Below are 16,238 nucleotides of genomic sequence, written 5' to 3' on the forward strand. Positions count from 1 at the left end.
ATTAGAGAATAATTCATGACTATCTGGAGTTCAACTCCATTATGTCTTATTGAGATAATAACGATTAACCCTAATCAGCCCTCTTAGGTTTATAATGTCGACAATCCACTAAACGAGACACGACAACCTCATGGAACGCAAAGAACCCGGACACAAAGAACGCGGTGCCGACAAAGTATCCCGCATCCCGATCAAGGTCGAGCCAACCACCGAATTTCGCCGCAAACCGGCGTGGATCAAAGCCAAAGCTCCGACCACACCAGAAGTGAAACGCCTCAAAGCCATCTTGCGCGAACAAAAGCTACACACTGTCTGCGAAGAAGCCGCCTGCCCCAACCTCGGCGAATGCTTCACCCACGGCACCGCCACTTTCATGATCATGGGCGACATTTGCACGCGCCGCTGCCCATTCTGCGACGTATCCCACGGCAAACCGCTGCCCTTGGATGAAGCCGAACCGGACAATATGGCGGAAACCATCCGCGCCATGAACCTGCGTTACGTGGTCATCACCTCGGTTGACCGCGATGACTTGCGTGATGGCGGCGCGGCACATTTCGTGAAGTGCATCCAAAAATCCCGCGAACTGAACCCGAACCTGCAAATCGAAATCCTCACCCCCGATTTTCGCGGGCGCATGGAAATCGCCCTACAAATCCTCGAAACTGCGCCGCCGGACGTGTTTAACCACAATATGGAAACCGTGCCGCGCCTTTATAAGCAATCGCGCCCCGGTGCGGATTACCAGTATTCGCTGAATTTAATCAAAGAATTCAAGAAGCTATTCCCCGACATCCCCAGTAAATCCGGTTTGATGTTGGGCTTGGGCGAAACCAAAGAAGAAGTGATTGCCACCCTGCAAGACTTGCGTGACCACGACTGCGATATGTTGACACTAGGGCAATATTTGCAACCCAGCCGCCACCATTTGCCGGTGGATAGGTTCGTGCATCCCGATGAATTTGCGGAACTTGCCGAGATTGCTACCGCCATGGGGTTCAGCAAAGTCGCCAGTGGCCCGATGGTGCGCTCGTCCTACCATGCCGACCAACAAGCGGCTGGAACGTTTGCAGGCACATGAATGTTGTCACCAGCCGCACGCTGGAATTCCTACTCTTGCCCCCCGGTAACTTGGTGTTGTTCGTATTGCTGGCACTGCTGCTCTACCGCTGGCGTGGCGCGATGCTAACCGTGTTATTCACCGGCATCGTACAAACCGTGGTAATAAGTCTGCCGGTGGTTGCCGAAAAACTTATGGTGGGTTTGGAACAGCAATACCCGCCTACACCCGAACTGTGGTTACAAGCGCCATTGCCCGAAGCTATCGTGATTCTGGGCGCAGAACGCAACCTCGAAGCCATTGAATACGCCGGGCGTATGAGTGCCAGCACCGAGTTAGAACGCCTCAATTACGCTGCGCATTTACACCGCAAAACCGGCTTGCCCATATTACTCTCCGGCAGTGATCGGGATGTCAGTTTTATGCGCGAGGTGCTGGAAAATACGTTCCAAGTACCGTTGCGCTGGCAGGAAAACCAAAGCCACACCACATGGGAAAATGCCGCTTTCACCGATCAACTACTGGCAGATGCGGGGATTCGTTCCGCATGGGTCGTGACGCACGCATGGCACATGCCGCGTGCCATGCAAGTGTTTGCGGATCGGCAAGTGCAGTATCTTCCCGCCTCCCTCAGTTATGGGTCGAGTAATTTTTGGCGGCATGAATGGTTGTGGTGGGTTCCACAAGCCAATGCGCTGGCTCGCAGCCAAACAGCCCTGCACGAATGGCTGGGGCTGCTGGCTTATGGGGTCAGGCATTAAGCCAAGGCTTGACGCTGTTCCGGGCTGAGCAAAAACGCGGCGGGTGAAAGCAAACTGTCCGGGCTGTTGCGCATCCCCATACGGATGAATACCATGACTTTTTGCGCCATGTTTTCCGCCGGATTCAGCACATAACATTCGGCCTCACGCCGGTGTAACAGCACCCCGCTTTGAATCAGCATTGCCAGTAAGGTTTTCAGGCGTGATTCTTGTTCCACCACGGTAAAGGGAATGCCGACTTGCTGCGCTTCGCCTTCCAAATGCAGCGGCTGAATGTGGCTGATTAAGGTGCGTAACGGCTCGGCAGGGTCAGCGTCATCGGGGGATGCCATTTGGCTACCCACCAATAAACGGGTCGCAAATGTTTGCATTTCCGGCGAATTCAGCGGAATTTCATGCTTGTGTTGCTGATAACCCGGCGCTTGATTGAATTGGAATGCCGCTTCTTTGCGCAGGTTGAACAACTTCATGAAAAACACCGCAATACCCAATAATCCATCGTAAATACTTTGGAAAATAGGCTTCCCTGGGCTTAGTAAGTAATAACGCACAATCCCTAAAAATAGCGCCACCAAGTCGAATACCGCAGCCCAGATAATCCCCACGATCACCGTGATGGAATAATTGCCGGGTGTCATCAGGGTTGCCATGGCTTTTTCCACCGGGTTTTGTATGTCACCCAAATCCTGCTTGAGCAACTGCGTCAGCGCGGTACGGCTGCCTTCGGCATTGGTCAGGGCGCGTAGTTTGGCAACTTCCACCAGCAAACTGTCGCGCAAGGCTTCATCGCTGACGGTGGCCAATTGCTGATTCACGCGAGTAAGTTGTTCGCGCATGGCTTGAAAGTTTTGCTGCGCGGCGACTTGTGCTGTGATTGCTTGTTCGTGCGCATCCACTTTGGCGTAATAATTAGCGCCTTTGCCCGGCCCTAAACCGGAACGCCCGCCGCTCTTGGCTTCTTCATCCACCAAGCGCTGGGTTTCCTCGACCTTGGCATCGGCATCGCGTAAAAATTGTTGCTCAACGGCGAGTACATCACTCAGGCTGGTGGTCAGGGTGGCTTTCAAACCGGTATCCACCGTTTGGGCGGTGTTATACCCCGGCAAACTGCTGTTATAAATGTAGGTATACGCGCTCAGGCTGGATAACAGCAACGCGGCAGCATACACCACGATCAGCGATAACTTGCCGATACCGTGCACATAAGGCAGGGCTAACAGCGCGATAGCAATTGCAAACTGTACAGCGGCGGCAAACAAAATGGCGTACAAATGTTCTTCGAGATACAAATATGCCCCGGAATAGGTAAAAATCCCATTGGCAGCGGTCAAAAAGACAATGACCAGACCAATCCCAAAGCTGAGTGCTTTGAGCTTAAAGCTGTGTTCTGGCGGATGTTGAGTGTGTTGTTTCATACAGCAAACCTTCCTCGCGTCTTGCGGTGCGCTCGTAATATTAGTGTTTTCTAATGTTCAAAGTTGCTTGTTTACCACACTCTGCTGTAAATAGATACCTCTTGTATAAAAGATAAAGCCGTAGCACCCACCCACAAAGCAGCGGAAAATTCTTGCGGAAACGACTAAACTTGTGAGGCGATCCATGCAGGCACATTATCGAAGGGAGTTATAATGGCTTTTGGCAAACTGACGATTGACTGGCGCAGCACACTAGCGGCGGTATGGCGTTCTAACCGACATTTCCTTAAACCCATCAGGAATGTTGACTTGGTAAACCCCGACACCTTACAGGGTATTGACGCTCAAAAAGATGCCCTATTCCGCAACACAGAACATTTTTTACGGGGTAAACCTTCCAGCCATGCTTTGCTATGGGGTGCGCGAGGTGTTGGCAAATCATCCCTAATTAAAGCAGTGCTGACGCGCTACCATACCTATGGCCTGCGCATGATTCAGATATCCAAAGACGATCTAAGCGTATTGGTGGATATTACCGATGAAATTGTCGATTCCCACCACCGTTTCATCATTTACTGCGATGACCTAACCTTCGATGAAGGCCAAGGAGAGTACCGCATGTTAAAAAGCACGATGGAAGGTACGCTGGAAAAGCCACCGGAAAACGTACTGATTTACGCCACGTCTAACCGTCGTCACATGATGCCGGAGCAAATGGCTGATAACTTAGCAAGCAGTATGTTAAACGGCGAAATTCATCCCAGCGAGGCGATTGAGGACAAGCTCTCTCTGGCGGATCGCTTCGGTCTCTCGCTACCTTTCCACCCAATGAACAAGGACACTTATCTGGAGATAGTGGACAAACTGTTCAAAGGCCGTGTACAAGACGCAGAATTGCTGCACCAAGAAGCGCTGACCTTTGCCATTGAACGCGGCGGTCAAAGTGGGCGCACAGCTCGGCACTTCTTCAACCATTGCCAAACGGGTTTGAATTAGATGAAACACCACCTCCAGACAACCCTATCTATCCGACTCATCGCCATTGCTTTACTGCTTGGCCTTAACGGTTGCGCGACCACCTCAGAAACTGGAAGCCCCCCCAGCACGGGTATTATTGCAGCGGCAACACCGTCTACAGAAGCAACACCCGTAGCAACATCTGAGACAATCGCAACAAATGATACCGCCGCAGCCAGTACTGCTGAACCTGTGGTTATTGAGGCAGGTGAGTTGAACAAACAACTTTGGGATGCGGCACAAGCCGGTAATGCCACTAGCGTTGGCAGCTTATTGCAACAAGGTGCTGACCCCAGCACAGCGACTGCATCCGGTGAAACCGCCTTACATGCGGCCGTCGCGGCTGGCTCCTTACCCGCAGTCACACAATTAGTCAGCAAAGGTGCTGAGATTAACGCCACGACTGCCACCGGCTGGACTCCCTTGCACCATGCCGCACGCTTTGGGCGAGCAGACATTGCCAACTATCTACTTCAACAAGGTGCTGACCCGAAAGCCCTGACTACTGGTACTCCCGCCAAAACTCCGGTACAAATGGCACTGGATCAAGGCGACCTACGCACTGCACGTATATTAGGTTACTGATTAAACACAATTGAGGACATCCCATGAAATGGACAACCCTATTCCTAACGCTTACCATGCTGCTCGGCCTCGGCGCTTGCACCCAAGAAACTCAAAATAAAATCGGACGTGAAATCAACAACTGGACAGGTGTCAGTGGCGTTTTGGAAGTGTATGCCGGTGACAAATTAGTAAGACGCTTCATGAAAATTGACAAACTGACTACTGCTGCTGGCACTGGCAATAATGCCGACCGCCCTTACCGTTTTGGTTACGGCATTCTCGATGCAAACCTGAATGGCGTCGCTGATCCAGGTGAAAAGAAAGTCTACTTTGAATTCAGTGACTACTCGACCTCTTACGTGTTCTTTGAGAACCCAGCCTAAAGCACATGCTGACGGCTATTCCCGGAGGGCAAAACATGCGACGTAAACAGTTAAGCGCGAGTCTGTTGCTATTGCCATTATTGCTAACAGGGTGTGGGCAGGATAGTGTTGCCCCGCAACAACCGTCTCAACAACAAACAACGGCTCCTCCTTCAGGAGAGGTAGTGGATACCTATCCCATCACAGACACCAGTGCTGGTGCTATTCAGCTCGGAATGCTCTCCACAGACATTCCGGCTGCTATGCCGGGTGCAACGGCTACACTTGAGCAAGATGGTGAAGGCATTGAATGGATGACGCTCAGCATGAATGGCGAAAACCTTATGAATATCATGCTGGACAGAAGTACCCACACCGCAAATTTAATTCGTATCCTCAGCCCGCGCTTTGTCACTGCGCAAGGCGTTAAGGTTGGTGAAAATCTGCAAAGCGTAGGGGAGAAACTCGGAGGTTTGAAAGAAATTCAATGGACTGAAATCGAGTCACGCGAATTTGCCACGTTTACCCATGCGCCTATCACCATGGTGTTTCAAGTGATTGGCAATAACGGTACCGCAGGTGTCTACCCTAACGGCGAAACCATCACCACCATCGCCGCCTCTTCCGCCACCATCCACTCCATCTGGCTCATGGAAGATTAACCGTTCCCTATTTTTTCTTGGCACGCGGGTGTGCTTTGTCATACACCGTGGCGAGATGCTGAAAATCCAGATGGGTATAAATCTGCGTTGTGCTAATGTCGGCATGACCCAACATTTCTTGTACAGCGCGTAAATCCCCCGATGACTCCAACACATGACTCGCAAAGGAATGGCGCAATTTGTGCGGGTGTACATGTTGCTCCAAGCCTTGCTGTAAACGCCAGTGATTCAAACGAAATTGCACACTGCGCGGATGCAAGCGTGTACCGCGTTTGCTGACAAACAATGCCGGTTCATTCAATGCTGCCAACGCACCACGCTGTTGCAGCCACTCACGTAGCGCAGCTAAAGCCATGCGCCCGACAGGAACATAACGTTCTTTATTGCCTTTACCGATTACGCACACTTGTTGCTGACGTTGATCGACATCATGAACATTTAATCCCACCAATTCCGCGAGCCGCAAACCAGAGGAATACAGCAACTCCATAACCGCACGATCACGCACCGCCAAAATATCATCCGAATCAATGGCTAACAGACGCTCCAAGGTATCCACATCCAAGGTATCGGGCAGTTTGCGGGCATGTTTGGGTGATTGCACATCCACCACCGGATTGTGCTCGATCAGGTTTTCCCGCACTAAGAAACGGTAGAAACGGCGAATGGAAGACAACTTGCGTTGCAAACTTTTGCCCGACAAGCCCTTACGGTGCAGGTGGCTAATCCACTGGCGTACTTGCCAAGTTTGAATAGCAAGCGGTGAAGGTGGTTCAGCAGCACCAGCCTGCTGCTCTAGCCATGCCATGAAATCGTGTAAATCGTGTTCGTAACTGCTGACCGTGCGCGGTGAATAGCGTTTTTCACTAAACAAGTGGTAGTGATAACGGGCAAAAATCGCGTCCACAAACTCATTCAACGCCACCTTAAGACCCCATCTCAACCGTGTGCAGGGGAGGCTCTAAATAGCGGGCTAATGCGCGTGCCACCAGACCACCGAGTTGCCCAATGAATAACGTACCCATGCCGGGGTAAAAGCGTGCTTCGTTTTCACTGCCTAGCGCCAGTACACCGATTTCACGCGCCTCGTATAACGGAATCAACACGGCAGATTTGATGGATGCGCCCTCCTCCCCAAACAAAAACATTTGCTGACGCGGGCGCAAGCGTCCACACACCGGCTGACGCTTGCGGAACAAGGTCGACAGTTGTTTGAGAGACTTATCATCCGGGTCAATGAAATGTAAGCCATCCCGTGCGCGTCCGTGCCCGATCAGGCGTAACACCACATTGTCCGCTTTAAAATCGCCACGCAGCATGTTGTTGCACGTTCCCACCACATCATCGAGACTGTCACACGTCATCAACTCCAATGCTAGGTGATGTAAGCGGGCAATCACATGCTCACTGTCACGCGCCGCTTTCAGCATTTCACTTTGACGATCCTGCAACTCGCGATACTGATCGCGCTGGCGTTGCACCAAACGCTCCAGCAAGGAAACCGCGCCCCCCGTATGTGGATGAGGGATACTCAAACCATCCAACACCTCTTCGTGTTCACGAAAAAAGTTGGGATGCTGGCGTAACCACGCTGCCACCTGCGCCGCACTGATGCCCTGCTCATGCTGTTCGTCTGCTGTGTTCATAACGAAGTGTTCCCCTAAATACCGTTACTGCTGGGCCGGTCATCCATACCGGCTGTCCATCGCCTTGCCACTGAATCTGCAACTCACCGCCGGGTAAGTGAACATCCACTTGCTCATCCAATAACCCTTGTAAGCGCCCTGCCACCATAGCCGCACAAGCGCCCGTGCCACAAGCCAGCGTTTCACCGCAACCGCGCTCGAAAACTCGCAAGCGAATCTGATCCCGCGCCACCACTTGCATAAAACCGACATTTACCCGCTTAGGAAAAGCAGCGTGGCGTTCCAAGAGCATTCCCAACGATGCCACGGGAGCCTTATCAACGTCAGCAACTTGCAACACGGCATGAGGGTTGCCCATCGACACCGCTGCCAACGCGACATTTGTGCCATCCACGTCTAGCGTATACAACGTTTGGCGCTGGGCAGACATGAATGGTATTTGCACAGGCTCTAACACCGGCACACCCATATTCACCGTTACCAGCCCGTTAGCTTGAATTTTCAACACAATACGCCCACTGGCGGTCATGACAGGTATCGTGGTGTTACGTGTCAAACCTTGATCATACACGAAACGTGCAAAACATCGTGCCCCATTGCCACATTGCTCCACCTCGCCACCATCAGCATTGAAAATACGGTAGCGGAACTCGGCATCATCACCGGCATATGCCTCCACCAATAATAATTGATCACACCCCACCCCGAAATGGCGGTCAGCGATTTGCCGAATGTGCTCAGTACTCAAGCTCACGTTTTGGTTAATGCCATCTAACACCACAAAATCATTGCCCAAACCCTGCATTTTAGTGAAATGAAGCTCGCCGCCAGCCATGCCAAATATCCCGTTACCCAAAGGTCTTAGTATACAAACATATAGCGATACAGCAATTTTGATGATATGTTACGTGCCTCAAGTTTTGGATCGCATCACATTAATCGCAAGATCAGGAGAGGAACTATGTCTGATTTTAAACAAGAACTGGACGCTCGTGGCTTAAATTGCCCACTGCCCATTCTGCGCACTAAAAAAGCCATTAACGGCTTGGCTTCTGGCGAAATCCTTAAGGTCATCGCTACTGACCCAGGCTCTGTCAAAGATATGGAAGCTTTCTGCAAGCAAACTGGCAATGAAATGATCAGCAGCAGCGAATCTGGCGGCGACTACACTTTCATGATTAAGAAAGCGTAATGGCCTGTGGGGGCGAAAGCGGTTTCGCCCCTACTACGTTAGTAACCCATTCTAATGTCTGCTGATCCCAAATTTACCAAAATCCGTTCAGAACTTGATCTACGCCGCTCCCGGCATCTTTACCGCAGTACACGCATCAGCGATTCCCCCCAACACCCTCACATGCACATCGACGGCAAACCGTTATTGGCGTTTTGCAGCAATGATTACCTTGGTCTTGCCAATCACCCCGCTGTCATTCAGGCGTTTCAGCAAGCCGCCAATATTTACGGTGTTGGCAGTGGTGCGGCTCACTTAGTTAATGGGCATTCACGCCCCCATCAACAACTTGAAGAAGCATTAGCAGCCTTTACAGGGCGGGAACGGGCATTATTGTTTTCCACCGGGTATATGGCAAATCTAGGTGTAGTCAATGCACTGCTGAGCGGGCGCAATGACGTAGTGTATGCCGACCGTTTGAACCATGCTTCGTTGGTCGATGCGGGCTTGCTATCCGGTGCGAAACTGATCCGTTACCCGCACAATGACACCACCAGCCTCGGCAAACGTTTACTCGCACAAGCCGATAACGCCAACACCCAACTGATCCTCACCGATGGCGTATTCAGCATGGATGGCGATGTTGCCCCCCTCGCAAAACTGGCAGTCATGGCTCGGCATCATGATGCTTGGCTGATGGTGGATGATGCCCACGGCTTCGGGGTCTTAGGCAACACTGGTGCAGGCTTGGTGGAAGCGCAAGGCTTAACGCCAACCGATGTACCCATTCTGATGGCGACTTTGGGCAAAGCATTGGGCACGGCAGGCGCATTCATTGCCGGAAGCCATGACCTGATCGAATACCTGATCCAAACCGCCCGCACGTTTATTTACACCACCGCGCAGCCGCCTGCTATCGCTGCCGCGACACTGGCAAGCCTGCAATTGGTGCAAACTGAAAGCTGGCGGCGCGAACAGTTGCTGGCATTGATTCAGCAATTCCGTCAGGGGGCAACGCAACTCGGCTTGCCGCTGATGGCATCGGATACTGCCATTCAACCGATTCTGGTCGGTAGTAGCGGGCAAGCGTTGGCGATCAGCCGTCAGTTGGAAGAACGTGGGCTATTGGTCACCGCCATCCGCCCACCCACTGTCCCCGACGGCACGGCACGCTTGCGGGTGACATTATCGGCAGCGCATACCGCCACCGATGTGGAGCAATTGCTTACTGCACTGGCACAGATTTGGACGTAAACGTTCCCAACTGCTCCAAAAATACCGCGTCGCGTAAGACCCCGGTGGCAAAGTAAACGCCAAGCGCAAGGTGGCCTCATCCAGCACCTCAAACCCAACCTCACCGACTTGAATGCGTAAGGCGCGGCGTTCTTGCTTCAACCCCTGCTTTTCCAACCCCGCACAGAAAATCGGAAAACGGGCAGTTTGCTCTGCTTCTAGCTCACGCGCTGCATCGCGGGTATCCAACTCACCTCTGCCCCACAATGCACCCGTCGGATGGATTGCCAGTGCCGCTAAACGCGGCTCAAGCGTCGCATCCGCCACATCCACAGGCTTTGTGCCGCTGCAAAATCACCCGTGCAATTCCGCAAGGTCAGGCTGAAACGGTTGCCACTCAACGCACCCCGCCGCAGCTTTTTGTCATGGCGCTGTTGCTGGAGGACTTCGATTTCAGCAGGCAATGCCGCAAAATCTGGGTCAGCCATACCCGGCAATTGCAGGCTAAACCATTGTGTGGTGATGGCATGGCGGTCTTTCAGCCCGGCGTAGCCGACTTCCTTGGCAGGCACAACGGGCGAGTTGCCCCGCTACCCAGTCGGTATTCGCGCCGGTTTTGCGGACTTGCACCCACAAATGTTCACCACTGCCGGTGAGGGCAATCTCCATTTGCTCATCGACGATAAAATCTTCCGGCAAACTGCGGAATTCACCACGTAACGGGGCGGCATCGCGGGCAAAGCCCGTGGTATCAGTCGCAGGGTAAACGGTTGTCGCCCTGTACTCATGCCTGTTTTTTGCTTGTGCTGCTGCTCTGCATGACCTGTGTCCAGGTTGAAACTTCCTGGGACATCAGGGTTTCAGCCCGTATGACCAGTGTCTGGAAGGCATTTTCGTCATGGTAGGGGGCACTTTTGGTGGCAAACAGGAACTGCTCACGCTTGAGCTGTTCGCAGGTACTGCGGTACTGGATCCAGTTTTCCTGGTACTTGAGGAACGTATTGAGTGCCATCGACAAGGCAATCGCCACCCCTAATGTCCCGACAATCCACTGCCCATAGGGAACTTGTGTCCCCATGCCGGACAGGAAAGGGATCAGGGTGGCAGACACAATTTCCACCATGCGCAGGCGTTTGAAACGGTTCTGGTTGAAGGTGCTTTTCTTTGAGTACCAGTCGATTTGGTCGTTGAGGCGCTGGTCGATGTATTCTTCTGCGCTCAGGTAAATGGATTTGTTTTCCGGCATGGTGATGTCCTGTTGTTAGCGTGGCTGGGGCGGCAGGAAGCCTGCGAAATGTTCCGGCTTTACCTCCAATTGGGCAAGGGCGCGACCAATTTCCTGCAATTCTTGCATTTTATCTACTGCATCCAGACGTTTGATCTGTTCCGGGTCTAAATGCTCCAGCTCCAAAGCTTGCAAACCTTTATTACTCATGTCGAAATTGTAGCGTAGGTAGGTGAAAAGTTTCTCCGGTACGCTGTCTTCACCCAATTGACCTTGCAGAGTGCCGATTTCACTATCCAGCTCGTGACCTGTACGACAGTCACCAAAAATACGACAGAGCATGTCCTGCTGGTATTGAGCCGAATTCATCAACTGCGAAGGTATGTTTTGTGCGTGATACAGTAGGCTGCTTGTCCATGAGTTTAGTTCGGGCAGATTAATGGCGTGGTTGCCTGTGCCGATGGAAACCAAGAGTATCTTGTCTTTACCGGTAGGCCAGTTAACTTTGTAGGCATTCAGGGTAGCGGTGATAAATGCCTGCAATGCGGGATTATTGAAGGGTGTAATGCCTCCATCCACAAAGACGAAATCGTTGTCGTCGATACGGATTTTTTCCGGTGGGAAATAAGTCGGTGCTGCGGTACTGGCACGCACCAGTTGCCAGAGAGGAATATGCAGGTTGCAGCCTTTCCTGTTTAAATCATTGTATTTGGCATAAGGATTGTTAGTGATAGGCCAGGGCGAATCAGTTCTGACGTTGTGGGTAACAATCATCAGCAGCGTTTTGAGCCTATCACTGCCAAGAGTTGTTTCTTCGCCGAATACCTCCTGTAGCTTCTGTGCTAGTTTTTTGTTGTTGTATTTGTGACCAAACAATGAGCCGACACGGGCAAACCAGCTTGCCCGGTCAAACATGTCTTTGCCGCTATCCAGATAAAAATGGCGGATGTCATCAACACTCATGCCGATCGCTAGCGCTGCGCTGATGATGGCTCCGGTACTGGTTCCGGCGATGAAATCGAAATAGTCTGCCAGTACCATTTTTTCATTGCCGTAATGGTCTCGCAGAATTTTCTCAATTCGGGCAAGTACTTCGATAGTGACAAGACCACGGATGCCGCCGCCGTCGAGGGAGAGGATTTTTTTAGGTTGACCAGACATGCTGTTACTTTCCATTTTTATGTTACTGGATTATCCGTAATGCGGCTTTGAGTTGGCTGGTGTCTTTCTTGCGCTCACTTTCCGACAAGTCTTCCCACAGCACAATCGACGGATGAAGCCGTTGCCGGTTGTTGCGCTGTTCCCCGTAACGCCAGCCATTGACGAGCCGTTCGTAACGCCACGAACGGTGTTCCAGCCGACTCAGCAATTCACGTCGTTCCGCTGGTTCGTCCAGGCGGATGGCATCATCCAGTACCAACGGCTGGTCGGCTGGCATGTGGATGCCGATGCTTGCCAGTTTGACAGGCAAATGGTCGCCAGCACGACGGTTGGCGGCACGATAGGTTTCTGCCAGTTGCTCCCACGGTTTCATGCTGTCTGTTGACATGGCAGTGCCGGGGTCGGCTTGGAGCATGTTTTGCCGATAGGCTTCGTGTACAGCGCGGGCGTTGCGTTCCACCTGCATCAGCCGCTTGAGGTCAAAGACTTGCTCCGCCATGCCAAACGGGATCAGGCTGGCATCAGCATTCGTATCATTGGCGGAAGCCAGCAGGGTATGGATGCCTTCACTCTGTTGCAAGCGCACGTAAAACGGCACTTGCCAGCAGTTGAAGCGCAGGGTTTGCTGATGCAGGCTCATGGCATGGCGGAAGTTGCTTTCATCTTCGGTAGCGCAGAACAGAACGGCTGTTACCGCTCCATTCTGAGCAATGGCTGTCAGTTTTGTTTCATCCAGCTTGAACGTTTGAGTGCATTCCTGTGCATACAAACCGGCAATGACCTGTTCCGCGCCGCTTCTGCCATTGGCGAATACCGGGTAACGTGCTACCAGCGTGTCGCGCCACTGTTCCGCGCCTGCACCCAGCAGGGTAAATACAGGTGGGGCAAAATCCTTGTAGGGTGAAATCTTGGCGTACTGACAGATAAGCGCTTCCACCAATGGGCTGAAACCGGCGAATACCAGGTGCACTTGCTGCTGCCCGTGCTGGTCTGCCCATGTGTGTGGCGGGTACTGGTTGAAATACCAGCGAGCCAGCAGGTTGTCGGCGTTGTAAGGGCAGGGGTTCAGGCGTTCGTTGGGTTGTAAAAAATGGCGGTAGTTTTCATTCCCCAAACCTTCGCTGAGCATGGCATCGTTGACAGCCAGATACAGGTCGAGCGGCGGATTGCTGGCAGGGCGTTGACGACTGATGGCTTGCACGGCACGGGAAATTTGCAGGTTGGTATCTGTCGATTCCCCACAGGCAATCACGGCTTTGGCACTGGCAACCGCTGCCGTGTGCAGGTCAGTTTCCTGTGTGGCGTCACCATAGAGCAAAGTGATGGCGTGCTGCTGACACCAGCTTTCATGCTCATCGTCAATGTGGTCGAGCAGGGCAACGATCCGTTGTTCGGAGTTGCTTTGGCGCAAGTTGCGGATGAAGGCTTGCCCCTGCATATTGAGGCTACATACCACGATATGGTCGTGATAACACCAACGTACATAAGAGGCGGTCAGATTGTCGCCCAACAACACCCACGCCAGACGTAGCAAAATACCGTAGAACGCAATGTAACCCAGCACCTGCCCAACCACGATCCAGCCGGTGCGTAGGCTCATTTCCTCCGGCTTGATGAATTCGCTGTTCAGCAACAGGTTGGCAGCGCTGTAGAGCGATTTGCCCAACGGTTGCCCCAGTTGTACCCAGAAACCCAGCAGCAGTGCAAGGAATGCCAGCAAAGCGACGCCAAGCAACAGGGAAAACCAAGGCGTCGTTTCACGGTTACGGTTTTTTTTGTGTTTGGTTGGCATGGGCAATCCATTGATGGCGTGGAAATATCCCAGAGTGTAACCCAAAAAACGTGACAGGATATGCCGCGCCCGCCATCTGGCGTTAGAATGCTGCCCCGGCGAATTCTACCAATCGGTCTACGTTCAAGGCGGTGGAGCTGGACGATGGCTTGAGCAAACACTAAACATCCCCAACTGTTCCAACACCACCGTGGCATAAGCCCCCGCTGGTAAGGAAAAACTCAGGCGCAAGGTGCTGTCATCCACCACCTCAAATCCCACCGTACCCACATTGACACGCAAAGCACGGCGTTCCTGTTTCAGCCCTTGCTTTTCCAGCCCCGCACAAAAAATCGGGAAACGGGCGGCTTGTTCGGCTTCCAACTCGCGTGCTTCGATTGCGGTGGGCAATTCACCCCGCCCCCACAAGACGCCGGTTGGGTGGATGGCTTGCGTTGCCAAGCGTGCAGGCAAGTCCGCGCTGGCGTCGTCGGCAAACCAGGCGCTGCCGCCTTCAAACATAAACACATCGCCCGGCACGCGCTGATTCCAAGTGCCGTCTGCGACCCGTTGCGCCAACACATTATTGAAAATCCACGAACGCGCTGCCGATAAATACAAGCTGCGCTGGTTACGTTGCTTTGGTTCTACACCTTGGGCAAACCAGCGTTCTGCTTTGCGCAAATTGCCGAAGTTATGCCCAAAACGTTGCTCGCCGTAGTAATTGGGAATGCCGTGTTGGCTGATTTGTTCGCAAATCGCAGCCGCTTCGGAGAAATCACCGCTGCACTGGCGCAAGGTGAGGATGAAACGGTTGGCTTCCAACGCGCCGCGTCGCAGCTTTTTATCATGGCGCTGTTGCTGGAGGACTTCGATTTCAGCAGGCAATGCCGCAAAATCCGGGTCAGCCATGCCGGGTAATTGCAGGCTAAACCATTGCGTGGTGACGGCATGGCGGTCTTTTAGCCCCGCGTAACCGACTTCCTTGGCAGGCACACCGACACAGCGGGCGAGTTGCCCTGCCACCCAGTCGGTATTTGCGCCGGTTTTGCGGACTTGCACCCACAAATGTTCACCACTGCCGGTGAGGGCAATCTCCATTTGCTCATCGACGATAAAATCTTCCGGCAAACTGCGGAATTCACCGCGTAACGGGGCGGCGTAGGCGGCGGGAAAGCCGCTGGTATCAAAGGTAGTTGGGTTCATGCGCGAACTATACCAGCCACAACGCCAAGGACAACAGCACACCGTGCAATACCGCGCTGCCAATCGTCATTTTAATCGCCGGTTCGAGTTTGTGCGGGGCGTGCGCGTGTTCCACCAATTGCAAACCGGCACGCAACGCAATCCCCAATGGTAAGGCACTCAGCAACGCCATCGGTGGCAATACATCCAGCATGACCCACGTCACCAGCAACAACGTTGCCAGCAAGACTGCGGCTAGGTAAACTTTTGCCGCCATATCCGCCCCAAAACGCACCACCCAATGGTGTTTGCCGCTGGCAGCATCCGCTTCACGATCGGGAAACTGGTTAATCAGCAAAATATTCATGATTAACAACGACAGGGGCAAACTGATCACGATCGGATACCAGGCCAGCGTGCCGGTTTGCACAAACCACGCGCCCAACGGGGTGAGAATGCCAAAACTCACCGCAATGGTGGGTTCGCCCCAACCGCGACCATTCAAATTCAATGGCGGCGCAGAATAACCCCAACCAATCACCAAACCCGCCAGACCAATCCACAGCAAATCCATGCCACTTTGCCACGCCAACCCAATGCCAATCAGCATCGCCACCGAAAGCAACCATGCGCCGAACACCAAGGTTTCGCCCGCGCTCAATACGCCGTTCTGGATAAAGCGACTGCCGCCGGTAAACGGAAACAAGCGTTGGGTATTGCGCCGATCCGTACCGTTTTGCTCGTCGTAGTAATCGTTCAGCACATTCATGCCCGCGTGTACCAGCATCACCGCCAGCAATGTCCACGCGAGTAACCAGCCGTGCAAGGCATACCCTTGCGCCCAAGCTGCCGCCGCGCCCACCAGCGCAGGCACGACACTTGCCGCCAGAAAAGCGGGGCGGGTTGCCAGCCAATACCGTAACAACGGCTGCTGCCGCAAACTCAGATCGGGTTCTTGTGCCATCGTGTCGCCTATCGCGCTGCAAAAAACCGGATTATACG

Annotated in this window: 20 protein-coding genes; 8 read left to right on the plus strand and 12 right to left on the minus strand. The window is 53.0% G+C overall.

The window, feature by feature from the left end; translation table 11 throughout:
• Positions 1-130: 130 nt before the first annotated feature.
• Positions 131-1,081 (plus strand): lipoyl synthase, encoded by a 951-nt coding sequence (gene lipA, locus BLV87_RS02240; protein WP_093064958.1) that lies wholly within the window; start codon positions 131-133, stop codon positions 1,079-1,081.
• On the plus strand, positions 1,078-1,821 hold the full coding sequence (locus BLV87_RS02245) for a YdcF family protein (protein ID WP_093064960.1): 744 nt from the start codon (positions 1,078-1,080) through the stop codon (positions 1,819-1,821). Before lipA ends, BLV87_RS02245 begins: the two co-directional genes overlap by 4 nt.
• Here the strand turns inward: BLV87_RS02245 and BLV87_RS02250 are convergent.
• Entirely contained in the window at positions 1,818-3,236 is a 1,419-nt protein-coding gene (locus BLV87_RS02250; RefSeq protein ID WP_093064962.1) for a hypothetical protein, read from the minus strand. The two genes, BLV87_RS02245 and BLV87_RS02250, sit on opposite strands and share 4 nt — an antisense overlap.
• Positions 3,237-3,449: 213 nt before the next feature.
• Here BLV87_RS02250 and BLV87_RS02255 point away from each other — a divergent pair, with 213 nt between their 5' ends.
• Genes BLV87_RS02255 through BLV87_RS02270 form a run of 4 tightly spaced genes read left to right on the plus strand, consistent with a single transcriptional unit; the run spans position 3,450 to position 5,844 of the window.
• Positions 3,450-4,232, plus strand: a complete 783-nt coding sequence (locus BLV87_RS02255) for an ATP-binding protein (protein ID WP_093064964.1) — start codon at positions 3,450-3,452, stop codon at positions 4,230-4,232.
• A complete protein-coding gene (locus tag BLV87_RS02260) occupies positions 4,233-4,838 on the plus strand; it encodes an ankyrin repeat domain-containing protein (RefSeq protein WP_093064966.1) in 606 nt (201 codons plus the stop codon).
• 23 nt (positions 4,839-4,861) lie between these two features.
• A complete protein-coding gene (locus tag BLV87_RS02265; protein ID WP_093064968.1) occupies positions 4,862-5,203 on the plus strand; it encodes a hypothetical protein in 342 nt (113 codons plus the stop codon).
• Positions 5,204-5,238: 35 nt separating this feature from the next.
• Positions 5,239-5,844 carry a hypothetical protein gene (locus BLV87_RS02270; RefSeq protein WP_139282109.1) on the plus strand — a complete coding sequence of 202 codons (606 nt, stop codon included), beginning with the start codon at positions 5,239-5,241 and terminating at the stop codon, positions 5,842-5,844.
• Positions 5,845-5,851: 7 nt separating this feature from the next.
• On the opposite strand, the gene xerC is transcribed toward BLV87_RS02270, so the two are convergent.
• From xerC to dapF, 3 genes are read right to left on the minus strand one after another with little or no spacing between them, the layout of a single operon-like run.
• Positions 5,852-6,763 (minus strand): tyrosine recombinase XerC, encoded by a 912-nt coding sequence (gene xerC / locus BLV87_RS02275; protein WP_093065118.1) that lies wholly within the window; start codon positions 6,761-6,763, stop codon positions 5,852-5,854.
• Between the two features lie 7 nt (positions 6,764-6,770).
• Positions 6,771-7,490 (minus strand): DUF484 family protein, encoded by a 720-nt coding sequence (locus BLV87_RS02280; RefSeq protein ID WP_093064972.1) that lies wholly within the window; start codon positions 7,488-7,490, stop codon positions 6,771-6,773.
• Positions 7,465-8,325 (minus strand): diaminopimelate epimerase, encoded by an 861-nt coding sequence (gene dapF, locus BLV87_RS02285; protein WP_093064974.1) that lies wholly within the window; start codon positions 8,323-8,325, stop codon positions 7,465-7,467. The genes BLV87_RS02280 and dapF overlap by 26 nt, the downstream gene beginning before the upstream one ends.
• Positions 8,326-8,451: 126 nt before the next feature.
• On the opposite strand from dapF, the gene BLV87_RS02290 reads away from it, so the two are divergent.
• Together BLV87_RS02290 and bioF are read left to right on the plus strand one after the other, a co-directional pair.
• Positions 8,452-8,682 carry a sulfurtransferase TusA family protein gene (locus BLV87_RS02290; protein ID WP_093064976.1) on the plus strand — a complete coding sequence of 77 codons (231 nt, stop codon included), beginning with the start codon at positions 8,452-8,454 and terminating at the stop codon, positions 8,680-8,682.
• 54 nt (positions 8,683-8,736) lie between these two features.
• Entirely contained in the window at positions 8,737-9,915 is a 1,179-nt protein-coding gene (gene bioF / locus BLV87_RS02295; protein WP_093064978.1) for an 8-amino-7-oxononanoate synthase, read from the plus strand.
• Here the strand turns inward: bioF and BLV87_RS19755 are convergent.
• The 8 genes from BLV87_RS19755 to BLV87_RS02325 form a co-directional block, all read right to left on the minus strand.
• Positions 9,847-10,221: a hypothetical protein gene (locus BLV87_RS19755; RefSeq protein ID WP_245706880.1), complete on the minus strand. Its 375-nt coding sequence runs from the start codon at positions 10,219-10,221 to the stop codon at positions 9,847-9,849. The two genes, bioF and BLV87_RS19755, sit on opposite strands and share 69 nt — an antisense overlap.
• Complete coding sequence (truD, locus tag BLV87_RS19760; protein WP_281241303.1) at positions 10,191-10,466, minus strand: tRNA pseudouridine(13) synthase TruD; 276 nt, start codon at positions 10,464-10,466, stop codon at positions 10,191-10,193. The genes BLV87_RS19755 and truD (BLV87_RS19760) overlap by 31 nt, the downstream gene beginning before the upstream one ends.
• The gene (locus BLV87_RS19925; protein ID WP_281241304.1) at positions 10,399-10,593 is read right to left on the minus strand and encodes a tRNA pseudouridine(13) synthase TruD; all 195 of its coding nucleotides are present in this window, start codon (positions 10,591-10,593) and stop codon (positions 10,399-10,401) included. The genes truD (BLV87_RS19760) and BLV87_RS19925 overlap by 68 nt, the downstream gene beginning before the upstream one ends.
• A gap of 85 nt (positions 10,594-10,678) precedes the next feature.
• Positions 10,679-11,140 carry a DUF4231 domain-containing protein gene (locus tag BLV87_RS02305; protein ID WP_093064980.1) on the minus strand — a complete coding sequence of 154 codons (462 nt, stop codon included), beginning with the start codon at positions 11,138-11,140 and terminating at the stop codon, positions 10,679-10,681.
• Positions 11,141-11,155: 15 nt separating this feature from the next.
• Positions 11,156-12,280 carry a patatin-like phospholipase family protein gene (locus BLV87_RS02310; RefSeq protein WP_093064982.1) on the minus strand — a complete coding sequence of 375 codons (1,125 nt, stop codon included), beginning with the start codon at positions 12,278-12,280 and terminating at the stop codon, positions 11,156-11,158.
• A 22-nt stretch (positions 12,281-12,302) separates the two neighbouring features.
• A complete protein-coding gene (locus tag BLV87_RS02315; RefSeq protein WP_093064984.1) occupies positions 12,303-14,072 on the minus strand; it encodes a RyR domain-containing protein in 1,770 nt (589 codons plus the stop codon).
• 123 nt (positions 14,073-14,195) lie between these two features.
• Positions 14,196-15,257, minus strand: coding sequence for a tRNA pseudouridine(13) synthase TruD (gene truD, locus BLV87_RS02320; RefSeq protein WP_093064987.1), 1,062 nt, complete (start codon positions 15,255-15,257; stop codon positions 14,196-14,198).
• A gap of 7 nt (positions 15,258-15,264) precedes the next feature.
• A complete protein-coding gene (locus tag BLV87_RS02325; RefSeq protein ID WP_093064989.1) occupies positions 15,265-16,200 on the minus strand; it encodes a prenyltransferase in 936 nt (311 codons plus the stop codon).
• Positions 16,201-16,238: the final 38 nt, after the last annotated feature.

Source organism: Thiothrix caldifontis (assembly GCF_900107695.1).
Classification (GTDB): Bacteria; Pseudomonadota; Gammaproteobacteria; order Thiotrichales; family Thiotrichaceae; genus Thiothrix; species Thiothrix caldifontis.